The organism is Streptomyces sp. NPDC057743 (assembly GCF_042798755.1).
Taxonomy (GTDB): domain Bacteria; phylum Actinomycetota; class Actinomycetes; order Streptomycetales; family Streptomycetaceae; genus Streptomyces.
In genome coordinates this window covers 111,398-133,313 of sequence record NZ_JBHVJX010000021.1, presented here as the reverse complement: position 1 = coordinate 133,313, position 21,916 = coordinate 111,398, and the positions used below count along the sequence as shown (strand labels likewise).

Sequence of the window (21,916 nt, the reverse complement as noted above, 5' to 3'; positions counted from 1 at the left end):
TGACGCGCACCACGCCCCTGGCATAGATTTCCAGCCGATTACACCGGAGTTCACCAGGGACGGGAGCCAACGGCCATGGCCGAGAACGCCGCATCACCGGACCGCAGACCGGTCGTCACCCCCACACGGGTGGTGGCCGGATTGTGCCTGCTCGCCCCGTTCGTCGCGATGCTGTGGGTGAGTTCGTACGCGAGGGTCGAGCCGACGCTGATCGGGATCCCGTTCTTCTACTGGTACCAGATGGCCTGGGTGCTGATCTCGACGGTGCTGACGACCGTGGCCTACACGCTGGTCCGGCGCGAGCAGCGCGCCCGCAAGGGCGGTGCGGGCCGATGACGCACCCGTCCACCGCACTCGCCGCCGGCTCCCAGGGCGTCAACGGCGTGGCCCTCGCCGTCTTCGTCTTCTTCTTCCTCGCCGTCACGGTCATGGGCTTCCTGGCCGCGCGCTGGCGCCGGGCCGAACAGTCCGCCAACCTCGACGAATGGGGCCTGGGCGGACGCAGCTTCGGCACCTGGATCACCTGGTTCCTGCTCGGCGGCGACCTCTACACCGCGTACACCTTCGTGGCCGTCCCGGCGGCGATCTACTCGGCGGGCGCGTCCGGCTTCTTCGCCGTCCCGTACACCATCCTGGTCTACCCGCTGATCTTCACCTTCCTGCCCCGGCTGTGGTCGGTCTCGCACCGCCACGGCTACGTCACCACCTCCGACTTCGTCCGCGGGCGGTTCGGCTCCAAGGGGCTGTCGCTGGCCGTGGCGCTGACCGGCCTGCTGGCCACGATGCCCTATATCGCGCTCCAACTCGTCGGCATCCAGGCCGTCCTGGACGTGATGGGGGTCGGTGGCGGGGAGCACGCCAACTGGTTCGTCAAGGACCTGCCGCTGCTGATCGCGTTCGCCGTGCTGGCCGCCTACACCTACTCCTCGGGCCTGCGCGCGCCGGCGCTGATCGCGTTCGTCAAGGACGGGCTGATCTACCTGGTCATCGCGGTGGCGATCATCTACATCCCGCTCAAACTGGGCGGCTTCGGCGAGATCTTCCACGCGGCGGGCAAGGCGCTCGCCCAGCCCGGCCCCACCGGCAAACCGCGCGGCGAACTGGCCAGCGGCCCCAACGCCCAGTGGGCGTACGCCACTTTGGCGCTCGGCTCGGCGCTGGCGCTGTTCATGTACCCGCACTCGATCACCGCGACGCTCTCCTCGCGCAGCCGCAACGTGATCCGTCGCAACACCACCATCCTCCCGATCTACTCGCTGATGCTGGGCTTCCTCGCGCTGCTCGGCTTCATGGCGCTCAAGGCCGGGACGGACACCCACGGCAATGCGCAGCTGGCGATCCCGCAGCTGTTCGCGGACATGTTCCCGAGTTGGTTCGCCGGGGTGGCGTTCGCCGCGATCGGCATCGGCGCGCTGGTGCCCGCCGCGATCATGTCGATCGCCGCCGCCAACCTCTTCACCCGGAACGTCTACAAGGACTTCCTGAAGCCCACCGCCACGCCCGAGCAGGAACACAAGGTGGCCAAGCTGGTCTCCCTCCTGGTCAAGGTCGGCGCCCTGGTCTTCGTCCTGACCATGGACAAGACCGTCGCCATCAACTTCCAACTGCTGGGCGGCATCTGGATCCTCCAGACCATGCCGGCGCTGGTGGGCGGGCTGTTCACCCGCTGGTTCCACCGCTGGGCGCTGCTGGCCGGTTGGGCGATCGGCATGCTCTACGGCACCCTGGCCGCGTACGGCGTGGCCAGCCCGACCCAGAAGCACTTCGGCGGCTCCAGCGCGCAGATCCCCGGCATCGGCGAGATCGGCTACATCGGCCTCACCGCCTTCGTGCTCAACGTGCTGGTGACGGTCGTGCTCACCCTCGTCCTGAAGGCCCTCAAGGCCCCCGAGGGCGTCGACGAGACCGCCCCCGGCGACTACACCGCCGACGTCGGCGACGAGGGCGTCACGGCCGACCTGCCGCCGGCCACGGCGGGGGCGCCGGGCGGGCACTGACCCCGAAATCCCCTACGGGCCGTCGGATATCCCCGGATACCCGGCGGCCCGCGGGCGTGGTGGGCACTCCCGCGGCGAGGGCGCCGCCGCCCTCAGTCGTCGGGAGTCGAGCTCCAGGCCCACGGGCGGCGGGAGGCGCAGCCGCGCACCGAACGGCACGGTGCGCCGCTCGGCATACCCCGCCCTCTGCGGCCGGCTGCGGACGACCAGTTCGCCCGCCTCCCGGTCGATCAGCAGCGAGACCGGGATGCCTGTGGCCGCGTACACCGCCGGCTTCACCGCTCGCGCGCATCGGTCGGTCTCCGGCTCGTACGAGGTGACCTCCACGGCCATCAACACCGGCGCCGGATCGGCCCATTCGCCCTGACCGACGAAGGCTTCGCTGGGGGCGAGCACACCGTCCACCCGGAGCCGATCGTCGCGGCACCGCCCGCCCGTTATGCCCTGCCCCGGGTGGAACCAGAGCTCGGGGCGCTGCGCGAGGGCACCGCGGGTCAGCCACTCCACGGCCAGGCCGCGGCCGCCGTCCATTCTCGCCTTGGGCCGCACCGTCCCGCCGATCAACTCAAGCCACGCGCCCTCCTCTTCGCGGGCGTGTATCCGGGCGATCTCCTCGAAGTGCTCGGGGGACGTGCGCGGCAGCCGATCGGCGGGCGGGGTCATGGAACCTCCTCCTTCCAACGGTCAGGCGGAACGGGGCGATCGGAGCCGGACGGCGGGAGCCGTGCGACTACTGCTCTCGACCATAGCGGCGGGCACTGACAGTCACCGCCGCGCGCCAACACCCCTTCCCCACAACCCGGTTGCCCCCGCCACACTGACCCCATGGACATCACGATCAGGCCCATACGCCAGGCGGAGTTCGAGACGGTCGGGGAGTTGGTGGTCCAGGTGTACCTGGCCGACGGGTTGCTCAGCGGGGCGGACGACCCGTATGCGGCGGTGCTGCGGCGGGTGGCGCACCGGGCCGAACACGCCGAGATATGGGTGGCCGTTGACGGGAAGAACGAGGCGGACGGCGCGGTTGTGGGTGCTGTGACATTCGCCGCGTACGGCAGTCCGTACGCGGAGTTGGCCGGGCCCGGCGAGGGCGAGTTCCGGATGCTGGCGGTCCGCGATGAGGGGCGCGGGCACGGCGTCGGCGAGGCGCTGGTGCGGGCCTGCCTTGAGCGGGCCCGGGGGCTCGGGCTGCGCGCCATGGTGCTGTCGAGCCAGCGGCACCTGCTGCCGGCGCACCGGCTCTACCGGCGGCTGGGGTTCGCGCGGGCGGCCGGGCGGGACTGGGAGCCGGTGCCGGGCCTGCGCCTGTGGGCGTTTGCCCGGGAGCTGACCTGACGGCTTGTTTCCGGCCCCGCAAGGCGGTGCGGCCGTTCGCACCCGCGCAGGGACCACATGAGGTGCGACACAAGATGTGGGGCTGCGCGCGGGGAGCAACACAAGATGTATGCTCGTCCTCGCTGTCGTCGCAGGGGAATCCGGTGCGAATCCGGAACTGTCCCGCAACGGTATGAGAGCGCAGGACACGGCCAGTTTCTGGCGGTCTTACGCGCTCACGAGTCCGAAGACCTGCCGATGGTACGTCCGCACCGCCACTGGTGCGGCGTCGAGACGTCCGGGCCCCGAGGGATGGGTTGGTGGACGGAGCGCGGCCGGCCCGCGCACCCCCGGTTCGCCGCGGGGTGCCCTCTTGCCTGCCCGCGCACCGCCCCTGCTGCGCCCTCCGGCCCCCCGCCGAGTGAGGGAGAGCATCAGGTGACCATCGCGCCAACGGAGCCCGCGTCAGACGCCGAGGTCGTGCAGCCCGCGGTGGCCGCGCCTCCCGTGGCCGAAGACGGCCCGGGCGTCGCCCTGCTGCGCACGCTGACCGAGCTGACCGCGGACCTGACCGCCACCGACCCGGGCAAGGTGGCCGCCGCCGCGCTCCGCGGCCGCCATCCCGGCTCCGACGCGGCCGAGTTGCGGTCCCTGGCCACCGAGGCCGCGGCCGGGCTGATCGGCGACGAGCCGCAGTACTCCAAGCTGGCCGCGCGCCTGCTCACCCTCGCCATCGCCGAGGAGGCTGCCGGCCAGGGCGCCACGTCCTTCTCCGCCTCGATCGCGGTCGGCCACCGGGAGGGGCTGATCGCGGACGCCACCGCGGAGTTCGTCGCCGCGCACGCCGAGCGGCTGGACGCCCTGGTGGACGGGGCGTTGGCCGCCGGCGCTGACGACCGCTTCGGGTACTTCGGGCTGCGCACCCTCCAGTCGCGCTACCTGCTGCGCCACCCCACCACCCGCAACGTGGTCGAGACGCCCCAGCACTTCCTGCTGCGGGTGGCCTGCGGCCTGGCCGAGGACACCTCCGAGCGGGCGCTGGCGGATGTCGCCGAGCTGTACCGGATGACCAGCACGCTCTCCTACCTGCCGTCCTCCCCCACGCTGTTCAACTCCGGTACCCGGCACCCGCAGATGTCCTCCTGCTACCTGCTGGACTCCCCGCTGGACGAGCTGGACTCCATCTACGACCGCTACCACCAGGTGGCCCGGCTCTCCAAGCACGCCGGCGGCATCGGGCTGTCGTACTCCCGCATCCGCGCCCGCGGTTCGCTGATCCGCGGCACCAACGGGCACTCCAACGGCATCGTGCCGTTCCTGCGCACCCTGGACGCGTCGGTCGCGGCGGTCAACCAGGGCGGTCGTCGCAAGGGCGCGGCCTGCGTCTACCTGGAGTCCTGGCACGCCGACATCGAGGAATTCCTGGAGCTGCGGGACAACACCGGCGAGGAGGCCCGCCGGACCCACAACCTCAACATCGCGCACTGGATCCCCGACGAGTTCATGCGCCGGGTCGAGGCGGACGCCAACTGGTCGCTGTTCTCCCCCGCGGACGTGCCCGAGCTGGTCGACCTGTGGGGCGACGAGTTCGACGCCGCCTACCGGGCCGCGGAGGCCGCGGGCAAGGCCCTCAAGCAGGTGCCGGCCCGGGTGCTGTACTCCCGGATGATGCGCACCCTGGCGCAGACCGGCAACGGCTGGATGACGTTCAAGGACGCCGCCAACCGCACCGCCAACCAGACCGCCGAGCCCGGCCGGGTCGTGCACTCCTCCAACCTGTGCACCGAGATCCTGGAGGTGACCGACGACGGCGAGACCGCGGTCTGCAACCTGGGGTCGGTCAACCTCGCCGCGCACCTGGGCGAGGACGGCCAGATGGACTGGGAGCGGCTGGACGCCACCGTCCGCACCGCCGTGACCTTCCTCGACCGGGTCGTGGACATCAACTTCTACCCGACCGAGCAGGCCGCCGCCTCCAACTCCCGCTGGCGGCCGGTCGGTCTGGGCCTGATGGGCCTTCAGGACGTCTTCTTCCGGCTGCGGCTGCCGTTCGACTCGGCCGAGGCCCGGGAGCTGTCGACCCGTATTTCCGAGCGGATCATGCTCGCCGCCTACGAGGCGTCCGCCGACCTCGCCGAGCGGCACGGCGCGCACCCGAACTGGGCCGCGACCCGGACCGCCCGCGGGGTGCTGCACCCGGACCACTACCCCAACGCCGAGGTGCGTTGGGCGGACCGCTGGGCGGCGCTGCGTGCCCGGATCGCGCGGACCGGCATGCGCAACTCGCTGCTGCTGGCGATCGCGCCGACCGCCACCATCGCCTCGATCGCCGGCGTCTACGAGTGCATCGAGCCGCAGGTCTCCAACCTCTTCAAGCGCGAGACGCTCTCCGGCGAGTTCCTCCAGGTCAACACGTACCTGATCGAGGAGCTCAAGGAGCTGGGCCTGTGGGACGCGCGGACCCGGGACGCGCTGCGCGAGGCCAACGGCTCGATCCAGGAGCTGTCCTGGATCCCTGCCGACGTCCGGAACCGCTACCGCACCGCCTGGGAGATCCCCCAGCGCGCCCTGATCGACATGGCCGCGGACCGCACGCCCTACCTGGACCAGAGCCAGTCGCTCAACCTCTTCATGGCGTCGCCGACCATCGGCAAGCTCAGCTCGATGTACGCCTACGCCTGGAAGCGCGGGATCAAGACCACGTACTACCTGCGCTCGCGGCCGGCGACCCGGATCGCCCAGTCGGCCCGCGCCGCGTCCGTCCCCGCCCAACTGCCGGTGACCGACCCCGAGGCGGTCGCCTGCTCCCTGGAAAACCCCGAGTCCTGCGAGGCATGCCAGTAATGACCACCGCACCCGAAACGAACGCCGCGGCCGCGCACACCGCCACCACCGACGGCAAGAAGAACCTCCTCGACCCGGGCTTCGAGCTGACCCTGCGCCCCATGCGGTACCCGGACTTCTACGACCGGTACCGGGACGCGATCAAGAACACCTGGACCGTGGAGGAGGTCGACCTCCACTCCGACGTCGCCGACCTCGCCAAGCTCTCCCCCGGCGAGCAGCACCTCATCGGCCGTCTGGTGGCCTTCTTCGCCACCGGCGACTCGATCGTCGCCAACAACCTGGTGCTGACGCTCTACAAGCACATCAACTCCCCCGAGGCGCGGCTGTACTTGAGCCGTCAGCTCTTCGAGGAGGCGGTGCACGTCCAGTTCTACCTGACCCTGCTGGACACCTACCTCCCCGACCCGGAGGACCGGGCCGCCGCCTTCGCCGCGGTGGAGAACATCCCGTCCATCCGGGAGAAGGCCCAGTTCTGCTTCACGTGGATGGACCACGTCGAGGAGATCGGGCAGCTGGAGACGAAGGCCGACCGCCGTCGCTTCCTGCTCAACCTCATCTGCTTCGCGGCCTGCATCGAGGGCCTGTTCTTCTACGGCGCGTTCGCCTACGTCTACTGGTTCCGGTCGCGCGGCCTGCTGCACGGCCTGGCCACCGGCACCAACTGGGTGTTCCGCGACGAGTCGATGCACATGGACTTCGCGTTCTCCGTGGTGGACACGGTCCGCCAGGAGGAGCCCGACCTCTTCGACGACAAGTTGGAGCAGGAGGTCACCGACATGCTCAAGGAGGCCGTCGAGGCCGAGCTCCAGTTCGCCCGCGACCTGTGCGGCGAGGGCCTGCCGGGGATGAACACCGCGTCGATGCGCGAGTACCTCCAGTGCGTCGCCGACCAGCGGCTGCGCCGCCTGGGCTTCCCGGCCGTCTACGGCTCGGAGAACCCGTTCTCCTTCATGGAGTTGCAGAACGTCCAGGAGCTGACCAACTTCTTCGAGCGGCGTGCCTCGGCCTACCAGGTCGCCGTCGAGGGCTCGGTCTCGTTCGACGACGACTTCTGATCCTGGTCGACTGACTGTCCGACGGCCGGACGGCGGCCTGCCCCGCCGTCCGGCCGTCCGGTCTTCCCGGGGCCGCCCGCCGAATGTGAGCGTTCGATTAGCGGGCGGCCGGAGCGGCAACCGGAGTCCTGCCCACCGCATCTACGCATGCATGGAGGGAAGGAAAAGACGCCGATACATCGACTATCCCCGCAAGGGCCGTACGGGAGTGCGCCGTTGGCTGCCGTCCTGGCGGCTCTGGCTGGGGTCGGGCGGGTTCGTCCTGCTCTGCCTCGCGGGGCTGTTCGCGGTCGTGTATGTGAAGATCGACATTCCCAACGAGAACGCGCTGGCCGCCCAGGAGGCCACCGTCTACTACTGGGCGGACGGCAGCCAGATGGTCAGTGTCGGCGCCGTCAACCGCCAGAACATCGCCCTCGACAAGGTGCCCAAGCACGTCCGGAACGCGGTGATAGCGGCGGAGAACGCCACCTTCTACCAGGACCACGGGGTCTCGCTCACCGGAATCGCCCGGGCCGCGGTGAACATGGTCTCCGGCGGGGACACCCAGGGCGGTTCGACCATCACCCAGCAGTATGTGAAGAACACCTATCTCTCGCCGGACCAGACCGCCACCCGCAAGGTGAAGGAATTCATCATCGCGCTGAAGGTCAACAACCGGAAGTCCAAGGACGAGATCCTGCGGGGATATCTCAACACCAGCTGGTTCGGCCGCGGTTCGAACGGAATACAGGCGGCCGCGCACGCCTATTACGGCATCGACGCCAAGGATCTCAATCCCAGCCAAGGGGCCCTGCTGGCGGCCCTGTTGAAGGGCTCGGAACAGTACGACCCGGGACTGAGCAAGGCCAACCACGCGCGGGCGGTGGCGCGTTGGAAGTGGATACTCGACCGGCTGGTCGCCACCGGCGCGATGAGCAAGCAGGAAAGGGCGCAGTACCGCACCTTCCCCGAGCCGCGCCCGGTGACCAAACCCACCAGCCAGGCCGGCCAGATCGGCTATCTCGTCGACGTCGCCAACAAGTTCGTCAAGAGCGCGACCGGGCTGACCGACAAGGACCTCGCCCGCGGCGGTTACCGCATCCACACCACCTTCGACAAACGGCGCACCCGCCAACTGGAGAAGGCGGTCGCCGACGTCCGCAAGAAGAACCTCGACCCGAAGAAGCGCGCCGAGGACAGCTACGCGGAATTCGGCGCGGCCTCGGTGCGCCCCGGTGACGGCGCCATCGTCGCGCTCTACGGCGGGGCCGACGCCACCAAGCACTTCGTCAACAACGCGGACACCTCCGCGGTCCCGGCCGGCTCCGCCTTCAAGCCGTTCGTCCTGGCCACCGCCCTCCAGCAGGAGGCCGAGCAGTACGGGGACCAGCCGCGCCCGGCGGAATCCGCCGGCGGCGCCGAGGAGTTGCGCGGCGCCCTGATGCGCGGCGAGAGCGCCCCGTTCGTCCAGGCCGGCAAGAAGCTGGGGCTTGCCCGCATCCGGGACCTGGTGCTGCGCGCCGGGCTGCACAAGGAGAGCCTGGCGCAACTGGAGCAGACCTTCCCGCTGGGCACCTCGGCGCCCAGCGCGATCCGGCTGGCCAGCGCGTACACCACGTTCGCCAACGGCGGCCAGCATGCCGAGCCGTACGCGGTGACCCGCATGTCCCACCAGGGCAAGGGCGTTGCCGGCTTCGCGCGCGGCGAGCCGCAGCAGGTGCTCGCCCCGGCGGTGGCGCAGGAGATGACCGCCACGCTGGAGGGGCTGGGCTGGCGCGCGCTGAGTCCGGTGGGCGGCGAGTCGGCGCGGCAGCCGGTCGCGGCCGGGGCCACCGAGTCCGGGGACCGGATGAAGTCGGCGTGGTTCGTGGGCACCCCGCCGCCGGCCGACGCCTGGGGCCCGTCGTCGAAGGTCGCCCCCGGCGCCGGGGTCCGCGCCGACCGCGCCCCCAAGGAGGCGGACGGCGCCGAACCGACCACGGCGATCACACTGTTCCGGAACAAGCCGGGCGCACCCCAGTTGCTGCCGATGAACGGCGTAGGCGGCCCCGACACCGGACTGGGCACCTCGCTCCCGCCCCGGGTCTGGGCCGCCTATCAGAACGCCACGTAGGGCCGCACGGGCCCGCGCAGGGCCTTAAGCCCCGCTCGCCGCCGCGCTCAGTCGTTGGGCACGACGTCGTAGCGGGGCTCCTGCTCGGCCATCTGCTTGAGCACGTCCTTGCGCTCCCGCTTGGAGAGCCGGTCGATGTAGAGGTAGCCGTAGAGGTGGTCGGTCTCGTGCTGGAGGCAGCGCGCGAAGTAGCCGGTGCCCTGCACCACGATCGGCTCGCCCTTGGCGTTCTGGCCGCGGACCACCGCGTAGTCCGGGCGCGGCATCGGGGCGTAGGCGCCGGGGACGGACAGGCAGCCCTCGTTGGAGTCGTCCAGCACCCGCTGCCCGGCCGGCAGCTCCTCCAGGACGGGGTTGCAGACCGCGCCGACGTGCCGGACGCCCTCGTCGTCCGGGCAGTCGTAGACGAAGACCTTGAGGTCCACGCCGATCTGGTTGGCGGCCAGGCCGACGCCCTCGGCGGTGCGCTGGCTGGCGAACATGTCGTCGATCAGCTGCGCCAGCTTGTCGTCGAACTCGGTGACGTCCTTGCACTCCTTGTGCAGCACGGGGTTGCCGACCACGGTGATCGGACGGGAGGTACCGCGCTCCCGGTGGGCCTCCTCGCGCTCCTTGGCGTCCGTGACGTCGTCGACGAACTCGTCGCTCGCTTGCTGCTCGCTGTCCTGCTGGGCCATCTCCGCCGTACGCCTTCCTGCAAAACCCTCGGGTAACGCCCTACAGCCTAATCCGTTGCGGGCGACGGTTTCCGGGGCCGGCGAAACGCCGTCGGCCGCCTCAGCAGACCTCTTCGAGATCGCGCCATTCCCGGGTGTCCGGGCTGTCCGCGACCCAGCCGTCCAGCAGCCCGCGCACCAACGCCGCCGGCGCCGCGATCCCGCACTCGCGCTCGGGCACCCACAGCGAGCCGGAGCCCGCGGTGCGGTGGCCCAGCGGCCCGGGGTGGCCCGGTTCGCTGTGGTCGTGGGGGTCCAGGTGCTCGCCGTCGCCCTCGTCGCTGGGCATCCGGCTCTCGGAGCAGGTGCGGCACAACAGCCGCACCGACGACGACCAGTCCTCGGCCGCGAAGCCGGCGTCGGCGGCCAGTTGCTCCAGGGCGTCCCGGTCGTCCTCGGTGGCGGCCTCCAGGAGCACCACCCAGGTGGGCACCGGAGACGGCGCCCACAGTTCGATCTCGTCGAAGACCGGGAACGTCCGGGTCTCGCCGCCGGCCCCGGTGGTGGTCCGCTCGCCGTGCGGGACGCCGTCGTGCAGCACCACCTCGCCCCAGCGCCGGCCCGAGGACGGCAGCGGGATGGAGAGCACCTCGATCCGGGCCGGGTCCAGCCGGCGGCCCCAGACCACCTCGGCCTCGCCCTCCGGGGACAGCCGCACCGCGGCGCTGCCCAGCGCCATCCCCAGCGGCTCCCCGGTCGGCGAGCCCTCGCCGGGGACCTTCAGGCCGTACGCCTGCCAGGCACGGCGGGCCAACGGCCAGTCCTGGAGGGCGGTGGCCGCGATGCCGACGTTCCACCAGTCGGGCGCTCCGGTCTCGCGGTCCAACAGCGCCACCGCGCGCAGGCCCGCGGCCCTGGCCTGTTCCCAGTCGTGCCGGAACTTGTGCAGCAGCGCGAGGTTGAACCAGGACTCCGACAGCCAGGGCTCCATGTCGGCCGCGCGCGTCAGCAGCGCCCCCGCGTCCTCGTAACGGCCGTCGCCGATCAGCGTGAAAGCCCGGTCGGTCGCCTGCCGCCACGAGGCGGAGGGCCGGTGCCGTACCTTGCCGAAGATCCTCACGATTCCCGCCTGCTGGTTGCTCTTGTGCCGCTCCGGAGGTGTCCCGGGCGGCGCCCGGGGCTTGCTGGGGACCCACTCGACAACCTGCCACAGATTGCCGTCGGGCTCAGCCCGGTGCACAGCACCCCCGTGCGGCTCATGCCCTGCGCCGACCCCCTGAACCCCCCTTCAGGGGGCTCCCTTCGCATCCAACCATGCCCATCTCGCGGGCCGCTCATTACCCATGGGTTCCCGGGCGGTGGACGGCCCCGGAACACTGCGCAACGGTGTGCGCGGGAGCCCTCCACGGGGCGCAATCGCCGGTGTTCGCGCCCCGGGCGCCCCTCAACCCGCCCGGTCCGCGCGGGCCAGGACCCGGGCCAGCGCCTCGACCACCCGCGGCTCGTGGTCCCGGGCGGTGGCCAGCCGCAGCCGCTCCAGCGCCCGCAGCCGCGCCGCGGGCCCCACGCCCTGAGCCACCAGGTCCTCATAGGCGTTGACGGTGCGGACGATACGGGCCGTGAGCGGCTGATCCCGGTACGGATCGGCCTGCCGCTCGACGATCACCGCGACCTGTGGCGGGGCCCCGGTCTGCCGGGCCACGGCGCCGCCGAGCAACGCGATCCGGCGCTGTTCGGCGGGCGGCAACGGGGCGGTGGCGCCCGCCGGCACCGGGTCGACGAGCGAGAGCTGGCCGATGTCGTGCATCAGCGCGGCGTGTTCGAGGACCTCCAAGTCCGGCCCGCCGAGCCCGAGTTCGCGCCCCACCTCGCGGCCGAGCGCGGCCACCCGACGGGCGTGCCCCGGCGGGGTGCAGCCGGCGACCTCGGTGGCCCGGGCCAGCGAGGCGACGGTCTGCCGGTAGGTGGCGCGCACCGCGGCGTACCGGCCAATGGCGCTCTGGGCGAGCAGCAGCGGCAGGCAGAAGACGGGCAGCGCCCACAGCCCGGCGACGGCCACGCCCAGCGCGCTGACCACCCCGGTGGCACAGATGGCGGTGCCGATGCCGGGCAGCGCCCGCAACTCGTCGCGCAGCAGCGGCCCGTACGGCCAGCCGGTCCGGGCCCGGATCAGCGCGGCCGCCACCACCGCGTCGCACAGCGCGGTGAGCGCCAGCAGCACCGCCAGGAAGAGCGGGCGGGCCGGACCGGCGACGCCCCAGGCGCGCAACACGCCCGCGGCGTAGAGGGGTTGGCAGCAGGTGGCGGCGAACGCGACGGTCAGCACCCGGCGGGCCAACGGATCGAGCACCGGGCCCCCGCCGCGCACCAAGTACGGGACGAGGCCGACCAGTTGGGCCGCCACCACCACCGCGAGGGTCCCCGGCACCCCGTGGACCGCCGGCCGGCCGCCCACCTCGCCGAGCAGCGCGTAGCCGAGCGCCCCGGCGGCGCCGAGCGGGGCGCCCTCCCGCAGACCGGGCACCGGCGGCGCCGCGCGGACGGCGTCCGGGTACGGCGTCCGAGAGGGCCGCGCCGCGGGGCGCTCGGGCCCGCGGCCGGCCCCGACCGGGACCCGGCGCACCGCCTCGCCCGCCGCGATCAGCGCCCCGAAGGCCAGCGCGGCGCGCGGCCCGGCGATCCCGTGCCACAGGGTGTGCCCCAGGCCCCAACCGGCCAACGCGACGGCCGGGGCGTGCAGCCAGCCGGCCGGTCGGCCGGTCATCGGGCGGCGCCGCGGGCCGCACCGGGCCCGTGGGACAGCCGAGTTGGCGGGACGTTTCCGCGCCCGGCCGGGGCCGGTTCCGGCGCCCGCCCCTCCCCCGCGGTCACCCGCTCCGGCCGCCAGCCGTACCGGTCCAGGGCGGCGGCCAGCGCCCGGACCATCCGCGGGTCGAACTGCGTCCCGGCGCACCGGCGGAGCTCGGCGACGGCGGCCGACACCGGGCGGGCGCGCCGGTAGGAGCGGGTGGAGGTCATCGCGTCGAAGGCGTCGGCGACCGCCACCACCCGGGCGCACTCGGGGATTTGGGCGCCACTCAGGCCGTAGGGGTAACCACTGCCGTCCATCCGCTCGTGGTGGTGGAGAATCGCCGCCCGGGCCTCGCCCAGGAAGCCGATGCCGCGGACGATCTCGTGCCCGTACTCCGGGTGCAGCTCGATGATCCGCCGCTCCTGAGGCGTCAGCGGCCCGTCCTTGCGCAACACCCGGGTGGGCACGCCGAGTTTGCCGACGTCGTGCAGGATCCCGGCGAACCGCAGCACCTCCAGCCGGTCCTCCGGCAGACCCAACTCCCGCGCGATCAGCACCGAGGCCCGACCCACCCGCTCGCTGTGCCCGCGGGTGTAGCGGTCCTTGAGGTCGACGGCCCGGACGAGGGCGCGGACGGTGGCCTGGTGGGCGGCCCGCTCGCGCTGGTACTGGGCCCACGCCCAACAGGTCAGATGGACCGGCAGCAGCACCAACAGCGCCGCGGGCGGCCCGTAGACGCTGCGCCAGAGCACCGCCATCATCAGCCCGGTCAGCCCGTGGACGAGGTACGCCAGCGGCAGCCGGGCCGCCAGGCCGCGCCAGGCGGTGCGCGCCGGATGCCGCTCGGCGAGGACCAACACCCCGCCGCCCAGCCCGACCAGTACGGCGCAGCAGGCGCCGGCGCCGGCCAGGGCGGGCGGCAGCAGCTCCGGGAAGGGGGCCGCGGCCGGCGCGGCGGGACCGACGGCCCGGAAGACCTGGGCCGACGCCCAGGCGGCGAGGGCGAGTTCGGCGGTGTGCCACAGGCGGCGGGCGATCGGCCAGGGCCGGGCGGCCGGGGCCAGCGCGGCGCCGGGGGCGGCCACCAGGGCGGCCAACGGCGGGGGCAGCAGGAAGGATCCGGCAAGCAGCACGGGGGCGGCCCAGCCCGGCGGGAAGGTGCCGGGCGGTCCGTCGGGGCCCGGGGCGCGGCGCGGCTCTCCGTCGGTCAACGGGCAGCGGCGGATCCGCTCGCACAGGCCGTGCAGGGTGGCCAGCGCCAGGGCGCCGGTCCAGGGGGCGGCGGCGCCGAGCCGCAGGGCGGGGGCCGCGCAGAGCGCCGCGGCCAGGGCGGCGCAGCCGATGTAGACCCGCGCGGCCGCCGGAAGTTCCCGCATCGCGCCCTCCTCACCCTGCCCAAGGCGCTCCGTCGCGGCGGAGCGCCGCGTGCCTCGGGGTCCGGCGAGGATAGAGGGACCGGGGCGCCACAGGGGGCGCATCGATGAATCGGGTGGGACGGACCGCTCCGCCCTCACTCCCAGGGGTGAGTGCGACGCGCACCTGTTCGGCGCGCGGGCGTTGGGGCGGGTCCTACTCGGCGTGCGCGGTGTTGCCGGCCGAGTCGGCCTGCGGGGCGGGCGGCGGCGTGGTGCCGGCGGCGTCCGCCCGCTCCCGCTGGGCCTGTTCGTGCCGCGCCTGGTCCAACACGCTCACCTCGGGCACGGCCTCCCCGGCCCGGATCAGGTCGATCCGGCCCATGACCTTGGAACGCAGGTCGGTGGGGACGTCGTCGTGCCCGCAGCACCGCTTGACCAGCTTCTTGACGGCCTGCTCCAGGCCGTACTTCTCCAAGCACGGCGAGCACTCGTCGAGATGGACCTGGAACTCGGCGCACTCCCCGGCCGGCATCTCGCGGTCGAGGTACTCGTAAAGGTGGTCAAGGACCTCTGAGCAGTCCTTCTCGTGCGGCTCTCCGCAGCTCATGATCCCGAGCCTTTCCGGTCGTGCGACTCCGGCGTGCCCGCGGACTGCGCCTCGGCGGCAGCCGCCCCCGCCGGGACCAGCCCGCGCTCACGGGCGTAATCCTCCAGCATGCCGCGCAGTTGGCGACGACCGCGGTGGAGACGGGACATCACCGTGCCGATGGGTGTCCCCATGATGTCCGCGATCTCCTTGTACGCAAAGCCCTCAACGTCCGCCAGATAGACGGCGATTCGGAACTCCTCCGGGATCGCCTGGAGCGCGGCCTTCACGTCCGAGTCCGGGAGGTGGTCCAGCGCCTGCGACTCGGCGGAGCGCAGCCCCGTCGACATGTGGGACTCGGCGCGCGCGAGCTGCCAGTCCTCGATCTCGTCGGCGGCGCTGCGCTGCGGCTCGCGCTGCTTCTTGCGGTACGAGTTGATGAAGGTGTTGGTGAGGATCCGGTACAGCCATGCCTTGAGGTTGGTGCCCTCCCGGAACTGGTGGAAGGACGCGTACGCCTTGGCGTACGTCTCCTGCACCAGGTCCTCCGCGTCGGCCGGATTGCGCGTCATGCGCAGGGCGGCGGAGTACATCTGGTCCAGGAAGACGAGGGCGTCCCGCTCGAAGCGCGCATTGCGCTCGGCGTCGCTCTCCGCCCCGCCCGCGGTCTGCCCCGCGGCCGGGCCGTCGGTCCCTTCGTCGGCTCCGGTGACCGGACCCACCTCCTCCAACACCGTGGCGGGCCCCGCTGCCTGCGCCGCGGACCCTCTCGATTCGGAGAATAGACGACGATCCGGTGCCCCCGCCGCTCCAACAAGGGCGGACTGGGTCACCTGCGTCTTCGGCCACTGCAGGTCGGCGGCCGGGCGGGCCGGGCAAGCGATTCCCATGCGGCGGGCTCCCATTCCTCGTTGCGCGCTGAACGTTCTCCACTGCGTACGCATGGCACAACAGCGGCACCCCGCCAGATCATTCCCGGTCCGGCCGGCCGTTTCCGCGCGCTGCGGCAGGCGGCGCCGGGGCCCAAAGTCACCGGAAGCCGCACTGCCTGGGCCGGGTCAGCCGCACACCCTGTCCAGCCACGCCAGCACCGCGTCGGTGAGCACCGCCATCGACTCCGCCTCACTCACCCCGGCCGACTTCGGCACCGCGAAGCCGTGGTCCCCGTGGGCCACCTCGGTGATCTCGGTGCCCGCGGGGAACTCCGCCGGCCGCCCGAACGGGTCCCGGCCGCCCTGCACCACCAGGGTCGGCACCCCGGCGCCGGTCAGCTCCTCGACCCGGGACTTCTCCGGCTTGCCCGGCGGGTGCAGCGGGAAGCTCAGCGCCAGTACGGCGTGCGCGCCCAGCTCCCGGGCCGTGCGGCAGGCCACCCGGGCGCCGGCGCTCCGGCCCCCCGCGACCACCGGCAGCCCGGGCTTGGTGAGCGCCGGCCACAGCGCGGTCCAGGCCGCGTCCAGGGTCTTCGGCGCGGGCGCCACCTTCTTGCCGGCCACCCGCCACGGCTGCTCGACCAGCGCCACGGTGTAGCCGCGGGCCGGCAGCGCGGCCGCCAGGGCCATCAGGTCGCGGGCCTCGATGCCCCCACCGGCCCCGTGGCTCACGGCGACCACGGCCCGGGCCGGTTGGGCCTCGCGGAACCAGGAGATCCGCGCGTCGCCCACCGGCGTCGTGACCGTCTCGCTCTCATTCGCCCTCGTGCTCATACGCCCATCCTGCCCCGCGGTGCCCCGCACGGGGCGGCCCGGCCCGCGCGGCGGCTCAGAACAGCGTGCCGACCTCGGGACCGTCGAGCTCGGTGACCAGCTCGGGACCGTTGTTGCGGACGTTGCTGACGTCGGTGGGGACCGGGTAGGCGCGCATCAGCCCGGGCGGCGGCGGGGCCAGCAGGGCGCGCAGCTCGTCGGGGTCGGTACGGGTCGGGTCCAGCCAGGCGTCCCAGCGGTCCGGCGGCAGCACCAGCGGCATCCGCGGGTGGATGGCGGCGAGCGACTGCGGGCCCTCGCCGCCGGTGGCCCCGGCCAGCGGCGTGGTCTCGGCCTCGGTGGTGACGACCGTGCAGGTCACCCACCAGGCCAGCGGGTGGTCCCCGGGCAGGGTGCGGTCCCGCCAGAACTCGTAGAGGCCGGCCATCGCCATCACCGAGCCGTCCGCCGGCGTGACGAAGTACGGCTGCTTGCGGGGCCGCTTCCTGCGCCCCTGCTCCTCCAGCTCCCGCTCGCCGGCGCCGGTGACCCACTCGAAGTAGCCGTCCCCGGGGAGCAGGCAGCGACGCGCGGCGAACGCCTGCCGGAACGACGGCTTCTCGTGCACCGTCTCGGCCCGCGCGTTGATCATCCGCGCGGCGCCCTCGGGTGATTTCGCCCACGACGGGACCAGGCCCCACTTGAGCGTCCGGAGCTGACGCACCGGTCCCGGAGGGAAGGCGGCGGCCGCCTCGCCCTTGAGGGGACGTTCCAACACCGCCTGCACGTTGTCCGTCGGGGCGATGTTCCAACTGGGCGCCAGGGTCTCCGTGGGCTCCCACTGCTGGACGCCGAAGATCCCCACCAGGTCCTCGGGCTTCCGGCTCGCTGCATACCTACCGCACATGCATGCCACACTGCCATGCACCTCGAAGGGAGACGCGGAGACCATGGAGACCCACAGCATCACCGACGTCTGGGACCGGGTCGTCTCGGCCCAACCCGGCCCGGCGCTCTGGCTGGTGATCATCACCGGCGTGCTGGCCCTGGGGGCCATCGTCCCGCGCACCGCCTGGCGGCTGTCGCGGAACGCCGTCACCATCGCCCACGAGGGCGGCCACGGCCTGATCGCCCTGCTCACCGGCCGCCGGCTGGACGGCATCCAACTGCACTCGGACACCTCGGGGTTGACGGTCTCCCGGGGCAAGCCGCACGGCCTCGGCATGATCCTGACCGCCGCGGCCGGCTACCTCGCCCCGTCCCTGCTGGGCCTGGCCGGCGCCGCGCTGCTGGCCACCGGGCACATCACGGCGCTGCTGTGGGGGGCCACCGCGCTGCTGCTGGCGATGCTGGTGATGATCCGCAACGCGTACGGCGTGCTCACCGTCGTACTGGCCGGCGGCACCTTCCTGTTGGTGTCCTGGCTGACCGATCCCCAGGTGCAGGCGGTGTTCGCGTACGCGGTGGTGTGGTTCCTGCTGCTGGGCGGGGTGCGGCCGCCGTTCGAACTCCAGGGGAAGCGGCGCCGGGGCGGCGCAGTGGACTCCGACCCCGACCAGTTGGCGCGGCTCACCCACGTCCCGGCCGCGGTCTGGCTCGGTTTCTTCCACGTGGTGACGGTCTGCTCCCTTTTGGGCGGCGGGCGCTGGCTGCTCGGTATATGAGGAGCCGATGTCCCTCTCGACGGCATCCAGTAACCCACATTCCGTATGTCTGGCTCGCCCCTGTTGCCCCGAAGACGCCATCTGCCTGCGGTTGTTCTGGCAGGGCCGTGTTTCGCACAGGTTGCGCCGCTTTTGATCAAGATCGGGACCCTTGTCCAGCCATTAAAGTAAGGGCATGACCGAGAGCCCCGCTCCCCCTGCCCTGTGGCCCGCCCCCGTAGCCCCGGGGGCGGTCGATGCGACCGTCACCGTGCCCGGCTCCAAATCGGTCACGAACCGCGGCCTGGTGCTGGCCGCACTGTCCTCCGAGCCCGGCTGGCTGCGCCGCCCGCTGCGCTCCCGCGACACCCTGCTGATGGCCGAGGCGCTGCGCGCCATGGGCGTCGGCATCGAGGAGACCGTCTCCTCGGGCTCCGCCGGCTCCGGCGGCGAGGCATGGCGGATCATCCCCGCCGGCCTGCACGGCCCGGCCACCGTCGACGTCGGCAACGCCGGCACGGTCATGCGCTTCCTGCCCCCAGTCGCCGCGCTCGCCGACGGCCCGGTCCGCTTCGACGGCGACCCGCGCTGCTACGAGCGCCCGCTGGGCGGCGTCATCGACGCACTGCGCGCCCTCGGCGCCCGGATCGACGACGACAACCGCGGCGCGCTCCCGATGACGGTCTTCGGCGGCGGCGCCCTGGAGGGCGGCGCGGTGGAGATCGACGCCTCCTCGTCCTCCCAGTTCGTCAGCGCCCTGCTGCTCTCCGCGCCGCGCTTCAACCAGGGCGTCGAGGTCCGGCACGTCGGCGCGGCGCTGCCCTCGATGCCGCACATCCGGATGACCGTCGACATGCTGCGCAGCGTCGGCGCCCAGGTGGACACCCCGGAGGCCGGCGGCGAGCCGAACGTCTGGCGGGTCACCCCCGGCGCGCTGCTCGGCCGCGACCTGGTCGTCGAGCCGGACCTCTCCAACGCCCAGCCGTTCCTGGCCGCGGCCCTGGTCACCGGCGGCAAGGTCACCATCCCGGACTGGCCCGAGCACACCACCCAGCCCGGCGACGCGCTGCGCGAGATCTTCACCGCCATGGGCGGCTCCTGCGAGCTGACCGACGACGGCCTGACCCTCACCGGCAGCGGCCGGATCCACGGCATCGACGTCGACCTCGGCGAGGTCGGCGAGCTGACCCCGGGCATCGCCGCCGTCGCCGCGCTCGCCGACTCGCCCTCCACGCTGCGCGGGGTGGCCCACCTCCGGCTGCACGAGACCGACCGCCTGGCCGCGCTCACCAAGGAGCTCAACGAGCTCGGCGGCGACGTCACCGAGACCGCCGACGGCCTGCACATCCGGCCGCGCCCGCTGCACGGCGGGATCTTCCACACCTACGAGGACCACCGGCTGGCCACCGCCGCCGCGATCATCGGCCTGGCCGTCGAGGGCGTGGAGGTGGAGAACGTCGCCACCACCGCCAAGACCCTGCCGGACTTCCCGGCACTGTGGACACGGATGCTCGATCCGACGTCGGCCCCCGCCCGGAGAGCTTGAGGGTCGTCGCACGATGCGCCGCTACGGCAAGAACCCCGATGAGGACGACGTCCGCGTCCGCCCCAACCGCAAGGGCAACCGCCCGCGGACGAGCATCCGCCCCAAGCACGAGGACGCCCTTGAGGGCCTGGTCCTGACCGTCGACCGGGGCCGCCTGACCTGCCTGATCGAGGGCCGCACGGTCACCGCCATGAAGGCCCGCGAACTGGGCCGCAAAAGCGCGGTGGTCGGCGACCGGGTCGCGGTGGTCGGCGACCTGAGCGGCGCCAAGGACACCCTGGCCCGGATAGTCCGGGTCGAGGCCCGCTCCTCCACGCTGCGCCGCACGGCCGACGACGACGACCCGTTCGAGCGGGTGGTGGTCGCCAACGCCGACCAACTCGCGATCGTCACCGCGCTCGCCGACCCGGAGCCCCGCCCCCGGCTGATCGACCGCTGCCTGGTCGCCGCCTACGACGCGGGGCTGGACCCGCTCCTGGTGCTCACCAAGTCCGACCTCGCACCACCGGACACGCTGCTGGAGTCCTACGGCACGCTCGGCGTCCCGTACGTGGTCACCAACCGCGAGGAGCTGGCCGACGGCGCCGCCGCCGAGCGGGTCCGGGAGAAGCTGACCGGCCGGATGACGGCGTTTGTGGGGCACTCCGGGGTGGGCAAGACGACCCTGGTCAACGCCCTGGTGCCGGAGCGCCGCCGAGCCACCGGGCACGTCAACGCGGTCACCGGCCGCGGCCGGCACACCACCACCTCGGCGCTGGCGCTGCCGCTCCCGGACGACACCGGCTGGGTCATCGACACCCCGGGCGTCCGCTCCTTCGGGCTGGCCCACATCGACCCGTCCCGGGTCATCCACGCCTTCCCGGACCTGGAGCCCGGCACCGTCGAGTGCCCCCGCGCGTGCAGCCACGACGAGCCGGACTGCGCGCTGGACGCCTGGGTGGCCGAGGGGCACGCCGATCCGGCCCGCCTGTATTCCCTGCGCCGGCTGCTGGCCACCCGCGAGCGGCGCGAGGGCGACTGAGCGCGGCGCTCCCCTGCCGACCGTCCGGTCCGCGGGCATAATCGCCTTCAACCAGGACGCGGTCCGGTCTGGTCCGGTCCGATCCCGTCCGATCCGGTCCGGCCCCGCCAGAAGTGCTCAACTGGCTGGAGCGGCCCCCGAGCTGACGGAGGCATGGGATATGGCGTGGCTGCTGGTCGTGGTGGCGGGGCTGCTGGAGACCGGCTTCGCGGTCTGCCTCAAGCTCTCGCACGGCTTCACCCGCCTCTACCCCACGGTCGCCTTCGCGGTCTTCGCGCTGGGCAGCTTCGGCCTGTTGACGCTGGCGCTGCGGAAGCTGGACGTCGGCCCGGCGTACGCGGTGTGGACCGGTATCGGCGCGGCCGGCACCGCGATCTACGGCATGGTCTTCCTCGGCGACCTGGTCTCCACGCTGAAGATCGTCTCCATCACGCTGGTGGTCGTCGGGGTGATCGGGCTCCAACTGTCCGGCTCGGCGCACTGAAGCACGCCGAAGCACACAAGAGCGCCCGTCCGGGTCGCGCTATCAGGCCGTGAGCCCGACGAACGCCTTCCGGACGAGCCGGCCGACCGCCTCGGTCTCCGCCTCCGGCACCCGCTGCCGCGGCAGCTGCACGAGCGCTCCCGCCGGCTCCGCGTCCGGCGCGGGGCCCGCTGGGACGATCACACAGGACAGCGTCAGCCGGGCCGCGGTCTCGCAGGCGGCGCCCAGGGCCGGCAGCTCCTCCCGGGGCCGGCCGGGCGCCAGCGCCGCCACCGCCCGGTCCCGGAAGTACCCGACGAGTTCGGCGGGCCCGGCCTGCCCGGCCGGCAGCCGCTCCCCCCAACACCCCGTCAGCGCCGCCCTGACCAGCGGATTCGCCCGCGCGGTGCGCAGCGTCCAGGCGGCCGCTGCGGCCACCCGCGCGACCGCGTCGCCCGCCGGCCCGTCCGGGCCGCCGACGGCCAGCGCCCGCTCCACCCCGGCCAGATAGCTCTCGGTCTCCCGACGGACCAGGGCGCGGGCCAGGCCCTCCTTGCTGCCGAAGGCGTTGTAGAGCGTCTGCCGGGAGACTCCGGCCGCGGTCGCCACCTCCACCATCCGGACCTCCGCCCAGGACCGGTTCAGCAGCGCCGCATAGGCGGCGTCCAGCAGGGCCTCGCGCGCCGAGGGCATCCGCCACCTCCCCGACCCACCCGACTTGTGGGCCAGATCACAGAATTGACGCGCCGTCAGGGACTGTCAAGGCCCGCTACGCGCACCGCCGGCGCGAACCCGGCCGACACCGACGGACAGACCACCCAATGGGCGCGGCATGGCCGTGTGGCTCCCGCGTATACCAGTC

At 72.8% G+C, this 21,916-nt stretch carries 20 protein-coding genes and 1 riboswitch; of the genes, 10 read left to right on the top strand and 10 right to left on the bottom strand.

Annotated features, from left to right (window positions below; genetic code table 11):
- Positions 1–75: 75 nt before the first annotated feature.
- Together ACFVFQ_RS24265 and mctP are read left to right on the top strand one after the other, a co-directional pair.
- Positions 76–336: a DUF3311 domain-containing protein gene (locus tag ACFVFQ_RS24265; RefSeq protein WP_383419485.1), complete on the top strand. Its 261-nt coding sequence runs from the start codon at positions 76–78 to the stop codon at positions 334–336.
- Positions 333–1,997: a monocarboxylate uptake permease MctP gene (gene mctP, locus ACFVFQ_RS24260; RefSeq protein ID WP_383419483.1), complete on the top strand. Its 1,665-nt coding sequence runs from the start codon at positions 333–335 to the stop codon at positions 1,995–1,997. The genes ACFVFQ_RS24265 and mctP overlap by 4 nt, the downstream gene beginning before the upstream one ends.
- 12 nt (positions 1,998–2,009) lie before the next feature.
- Here mctP and ACFVFQ_RS24255 read toward each other — a convergent pair whose 3' ends face one another.
- Positions 2,010–2,660 carry a Uma2 family endonuclease gene (locus ACFVFQ_RS24255; RefSeq protein WP_383419481.1) on the bottom strand — a complete coding sequence of 217 codons (651 nt, stop codon included), beginning with the start codon at positions 2,658–2,660 and terminating at the stop codon, positions 2,010–2,012.
- 162 nt (positions 2,661–2,822) lie between these two features.
- On the opposite strand from ACFVFQ_RS24255, the gene ACFVFQ_RS24250 reads away from it, so the two are divergent.
- The 4 genes from ACFVFQ_RS24250 to ACFVFQ_RS24235 all read left to right on the top strand — a co-directional run bounded on the left by ACFVFQ_RS24250 (position 2,823) and on the right by ACFVFQ_RS24235 (position 9,308).
- Positions 2,823–3,332 carry a GNAT family N-acetyltransferase gene (locus ACFVFQ_RS24250; protein ID WP_383419477.1) on the top strand — a complete coding sequence of 170 codons (510 nt, stop codon included), beginning with the start codon at positions 2,823–2,825 and terminating at the stop codon, positions 3,330–3,332.
- Between the two features lie 92 nt (positions 3,333–3,424).
- Positions 3,425–3,586, top strand: a riboswitch (cobalamin riboswitch).
- Between the two features lie 163 nt (positions 3,587–3,749).
- Positions 3,750–6,155, top strand: a complete 2,406-nt coding sequence (locus ACFVFQ_RS24245) for a ribonucleoside-diphosphate reductase subunit alpha (RefSeq protein ID WP_383419475.1) — start codon at positions 3,750–3,752, stop codon at positions 6,153–6,155.
- Positions 6,155–7,213: a ribonucleotide-diphosphate reductase subunit beta gene (locus ACFVFQ_RS24240; protein ID WP_383419473.1), complete on the top strand. Its 1,059-nt coding sequence runs from the start codon at positions 6,155–6,157 to the stop codon at positions 7,211–7,213. The genes ACFVFQ_RS24245 and ACFVFQ_RS24240 overlap by 1 nt, the downstream gene beginning before the upstream one ends.
- Positions 7,214–7,364: 151 nt before the next feature.
- Positions 7,365–9,308: a transglycosylase domain-containing protein gene (locus tag ACFVFQ_RS24235; RefSeq protein WP_383419471.1), complete on the top strand. Its 1,944-nt coding sequence runs from the start codon at positions 7,365–7,367 to the stop codon at positions 9,306–9,308.
- A gap of 47 nt (positions 9,309–9,355) precedes the next feature.
- On the opposite strand, the gene def is transcribed toward ACFVFQ_RS24235, so the two are convergent.
- The 8 genes from def to ACFVFQ_RS24195 form a co-directional block, all read right to left on the bottom strand.
- Complete coding sequence (gene def, locus ACFVFQ_RS24230) at positions 9,356–9,985, bottom strand: peptide deformylase (protein ID WP_383419469.1); 630 nt, start codon at positions 9,983–9,985, stop codon at positions 9,356–9,358.
- Positions 9,986–10,085: 100 nt separating this feature from the next.
- The gene (locus tag ACFVFQ_RS24225; RefSeq protein WP_274913383.1) at positions 10,086–11,084 is read right to left on the bottom strand and encodes a hypothetical protein; all 999 of its coding nucleotides are present in this window, start codon (positions 11,082–11,084) and stop codon (positions 10,086–10,088) included.
- A gap of 324 nt (positions 11,085–11,408) precedes the next feature.
- Positions 11,409–12,728, bottom strand: a complete 1,320-nt coding sequence (locus ACFVFQ_RS24220) for an HD-GYP domain-containing protein (protein ID WP_383419467.1) — start codon at positions 12,726–12,728, stop codon at positions 11,409–11,411.
- Positions 12,725–14,131, bottom strand: a complete 1,407-nt coding sequence (locus ACFVFQ_RS24215) for an HD-GYP domain-containing protein (RefSeq protein ID WP_383419465.1) — start codon at positions 14,129–14,131, stop codon at positions 12,725–12,727. The genes ACFVFQ_RS24220 and ACFVFQ_RS24215 overlap by 4 nt, the downstream gene beginning before the upstream one ends.
- A 193-nt stretch (positions 14,132–14,324) precedes the next feature.
- Positions 14,325–14,717, bottom strand: a complete 393-nt coding sequence (gene rsrA / locus ACFVFQ_RS24210; protein ID WP_383419463.1) for a mycothiol system anti-sigma-R factor — start codon at positions 14,715–14,717, stop codon at positions 14,325–14,327.
- Positions 14,714–15,418 (bottom strand): sigma-70 family RNA polymerase sigma factor, encoded by a 705-nt coding sequence (locus ACFVFQ_RS24205; protein ID WP_383419535.1) that lies wholly within the window; start codon positions 15,416–15,418, stop codon positions 14,714–14,716. The genes rsrA and ACFVFQ_RS24205 overlap by 4 nt, the downstream gene beginning before the upstream one ends.
- A gap of 336 nt (positions 15,419–15,754) precedes the next feature.
- Positions 15,755–16,402 carry an alpha/beta family hydrolase gene (locus ACFVFQ_RS24200; protein WP_383419460.1) on the bottom strand — a complete coding sequence of 216 codons (648 nt, stop codon included), beginning with the start codon at positions 16,400–16,402 and terminating at the stop codon, positions 15,755–15,757.
- A gap of 55 nt (positions 16,403–16,457) precedes the next feature.
- Positions 16,458–17,288, bottom strand: a complete 831-nt coding sequence (locus ACFVFQ_RS24195) for an SOS response-associated peptidase (protein ID WP_383419457.1) — start codon at positions 17,286–17,288, stop codon at positions 16,458–16,460.
- A gap of 43 nt (positions 17,289–17,331) precedes the next feature.
- Here ACFVFQ_RS24195 and ACFVFQ_RS24190 point away from each other — a divergent pair, with 43 nt between their 5' ends.
- The 4 genes from ACFVFQ_RS24190 (at position 17,332) to ACFVFQ_RS24175 (ending at position 21,075) form a co-directional block, all read left to right on the top strand.
- Entirely contained in the window at positions 17,332–18,045 is a 714-nt protein-coding gene (locus tag ACFVFQ_RS24190; protein WP_383419455.1) for a M50 family metallopeptidase, read from the top strand.
- Positions 18,046–18,220: 175 nt separating this feature from the next.
- Entirely contained in the window at positions 18,221–19,570 is a 1,350-nt protein-coding gene (aroA, locus tag ACFVFQ_RS24185; protein ID WP_383419453.1) for a 3-phosphoshikimate 1-carboxyvinyltransferase, read from the top strand.
- 13 nt (positions 19,571–19,583) lie between these two features.
- The gene (gene rsgA, locus ACFVFQ_RS24180) at positions 19,584–20,591 is read left to right on the top strand and encodes a ribosome small subunit-dependent GTPase A (RefSeq protein ID WP_383419451.1); all 1,008 of its coding nucleotides are present in this window, start codon (positions 19,584–19,586) and stop codon (positions 20,589–20,591) included.
- A 160-nt stretch (positions 20,592–20,751) separates the two neighbouring features.
- Positions 20,752–21,075, top strand: coding sequence for a DMT family transporter (locus ACFVFQ_RS24175; protein ID WP_383419449.1), 324 nt, complete (start codon positions 20,752–20,754; stop codon positions 21,073–21,075).
- 42 nt (positions 21,076–21,117) lie between these two features.
- Here ACFVFQ_RS24175 and ACFVFQ_RS24170 read toward each other — a convergent pair whose 3' ends face one another.
- On the bottom strand, positions 21,118–21,747 hold the full coding sequence (locus ACFVFQ_RS24170) for a TetR/AcrR family transcriptional regulator (protein ID WP_383419447.1): 630 nt from the start codon (positions 21,745–21,747) through the stop codon (positions 21,118–21,120).
- Positions 21,748–21,916: the final 169 nt, after the last annotated feature.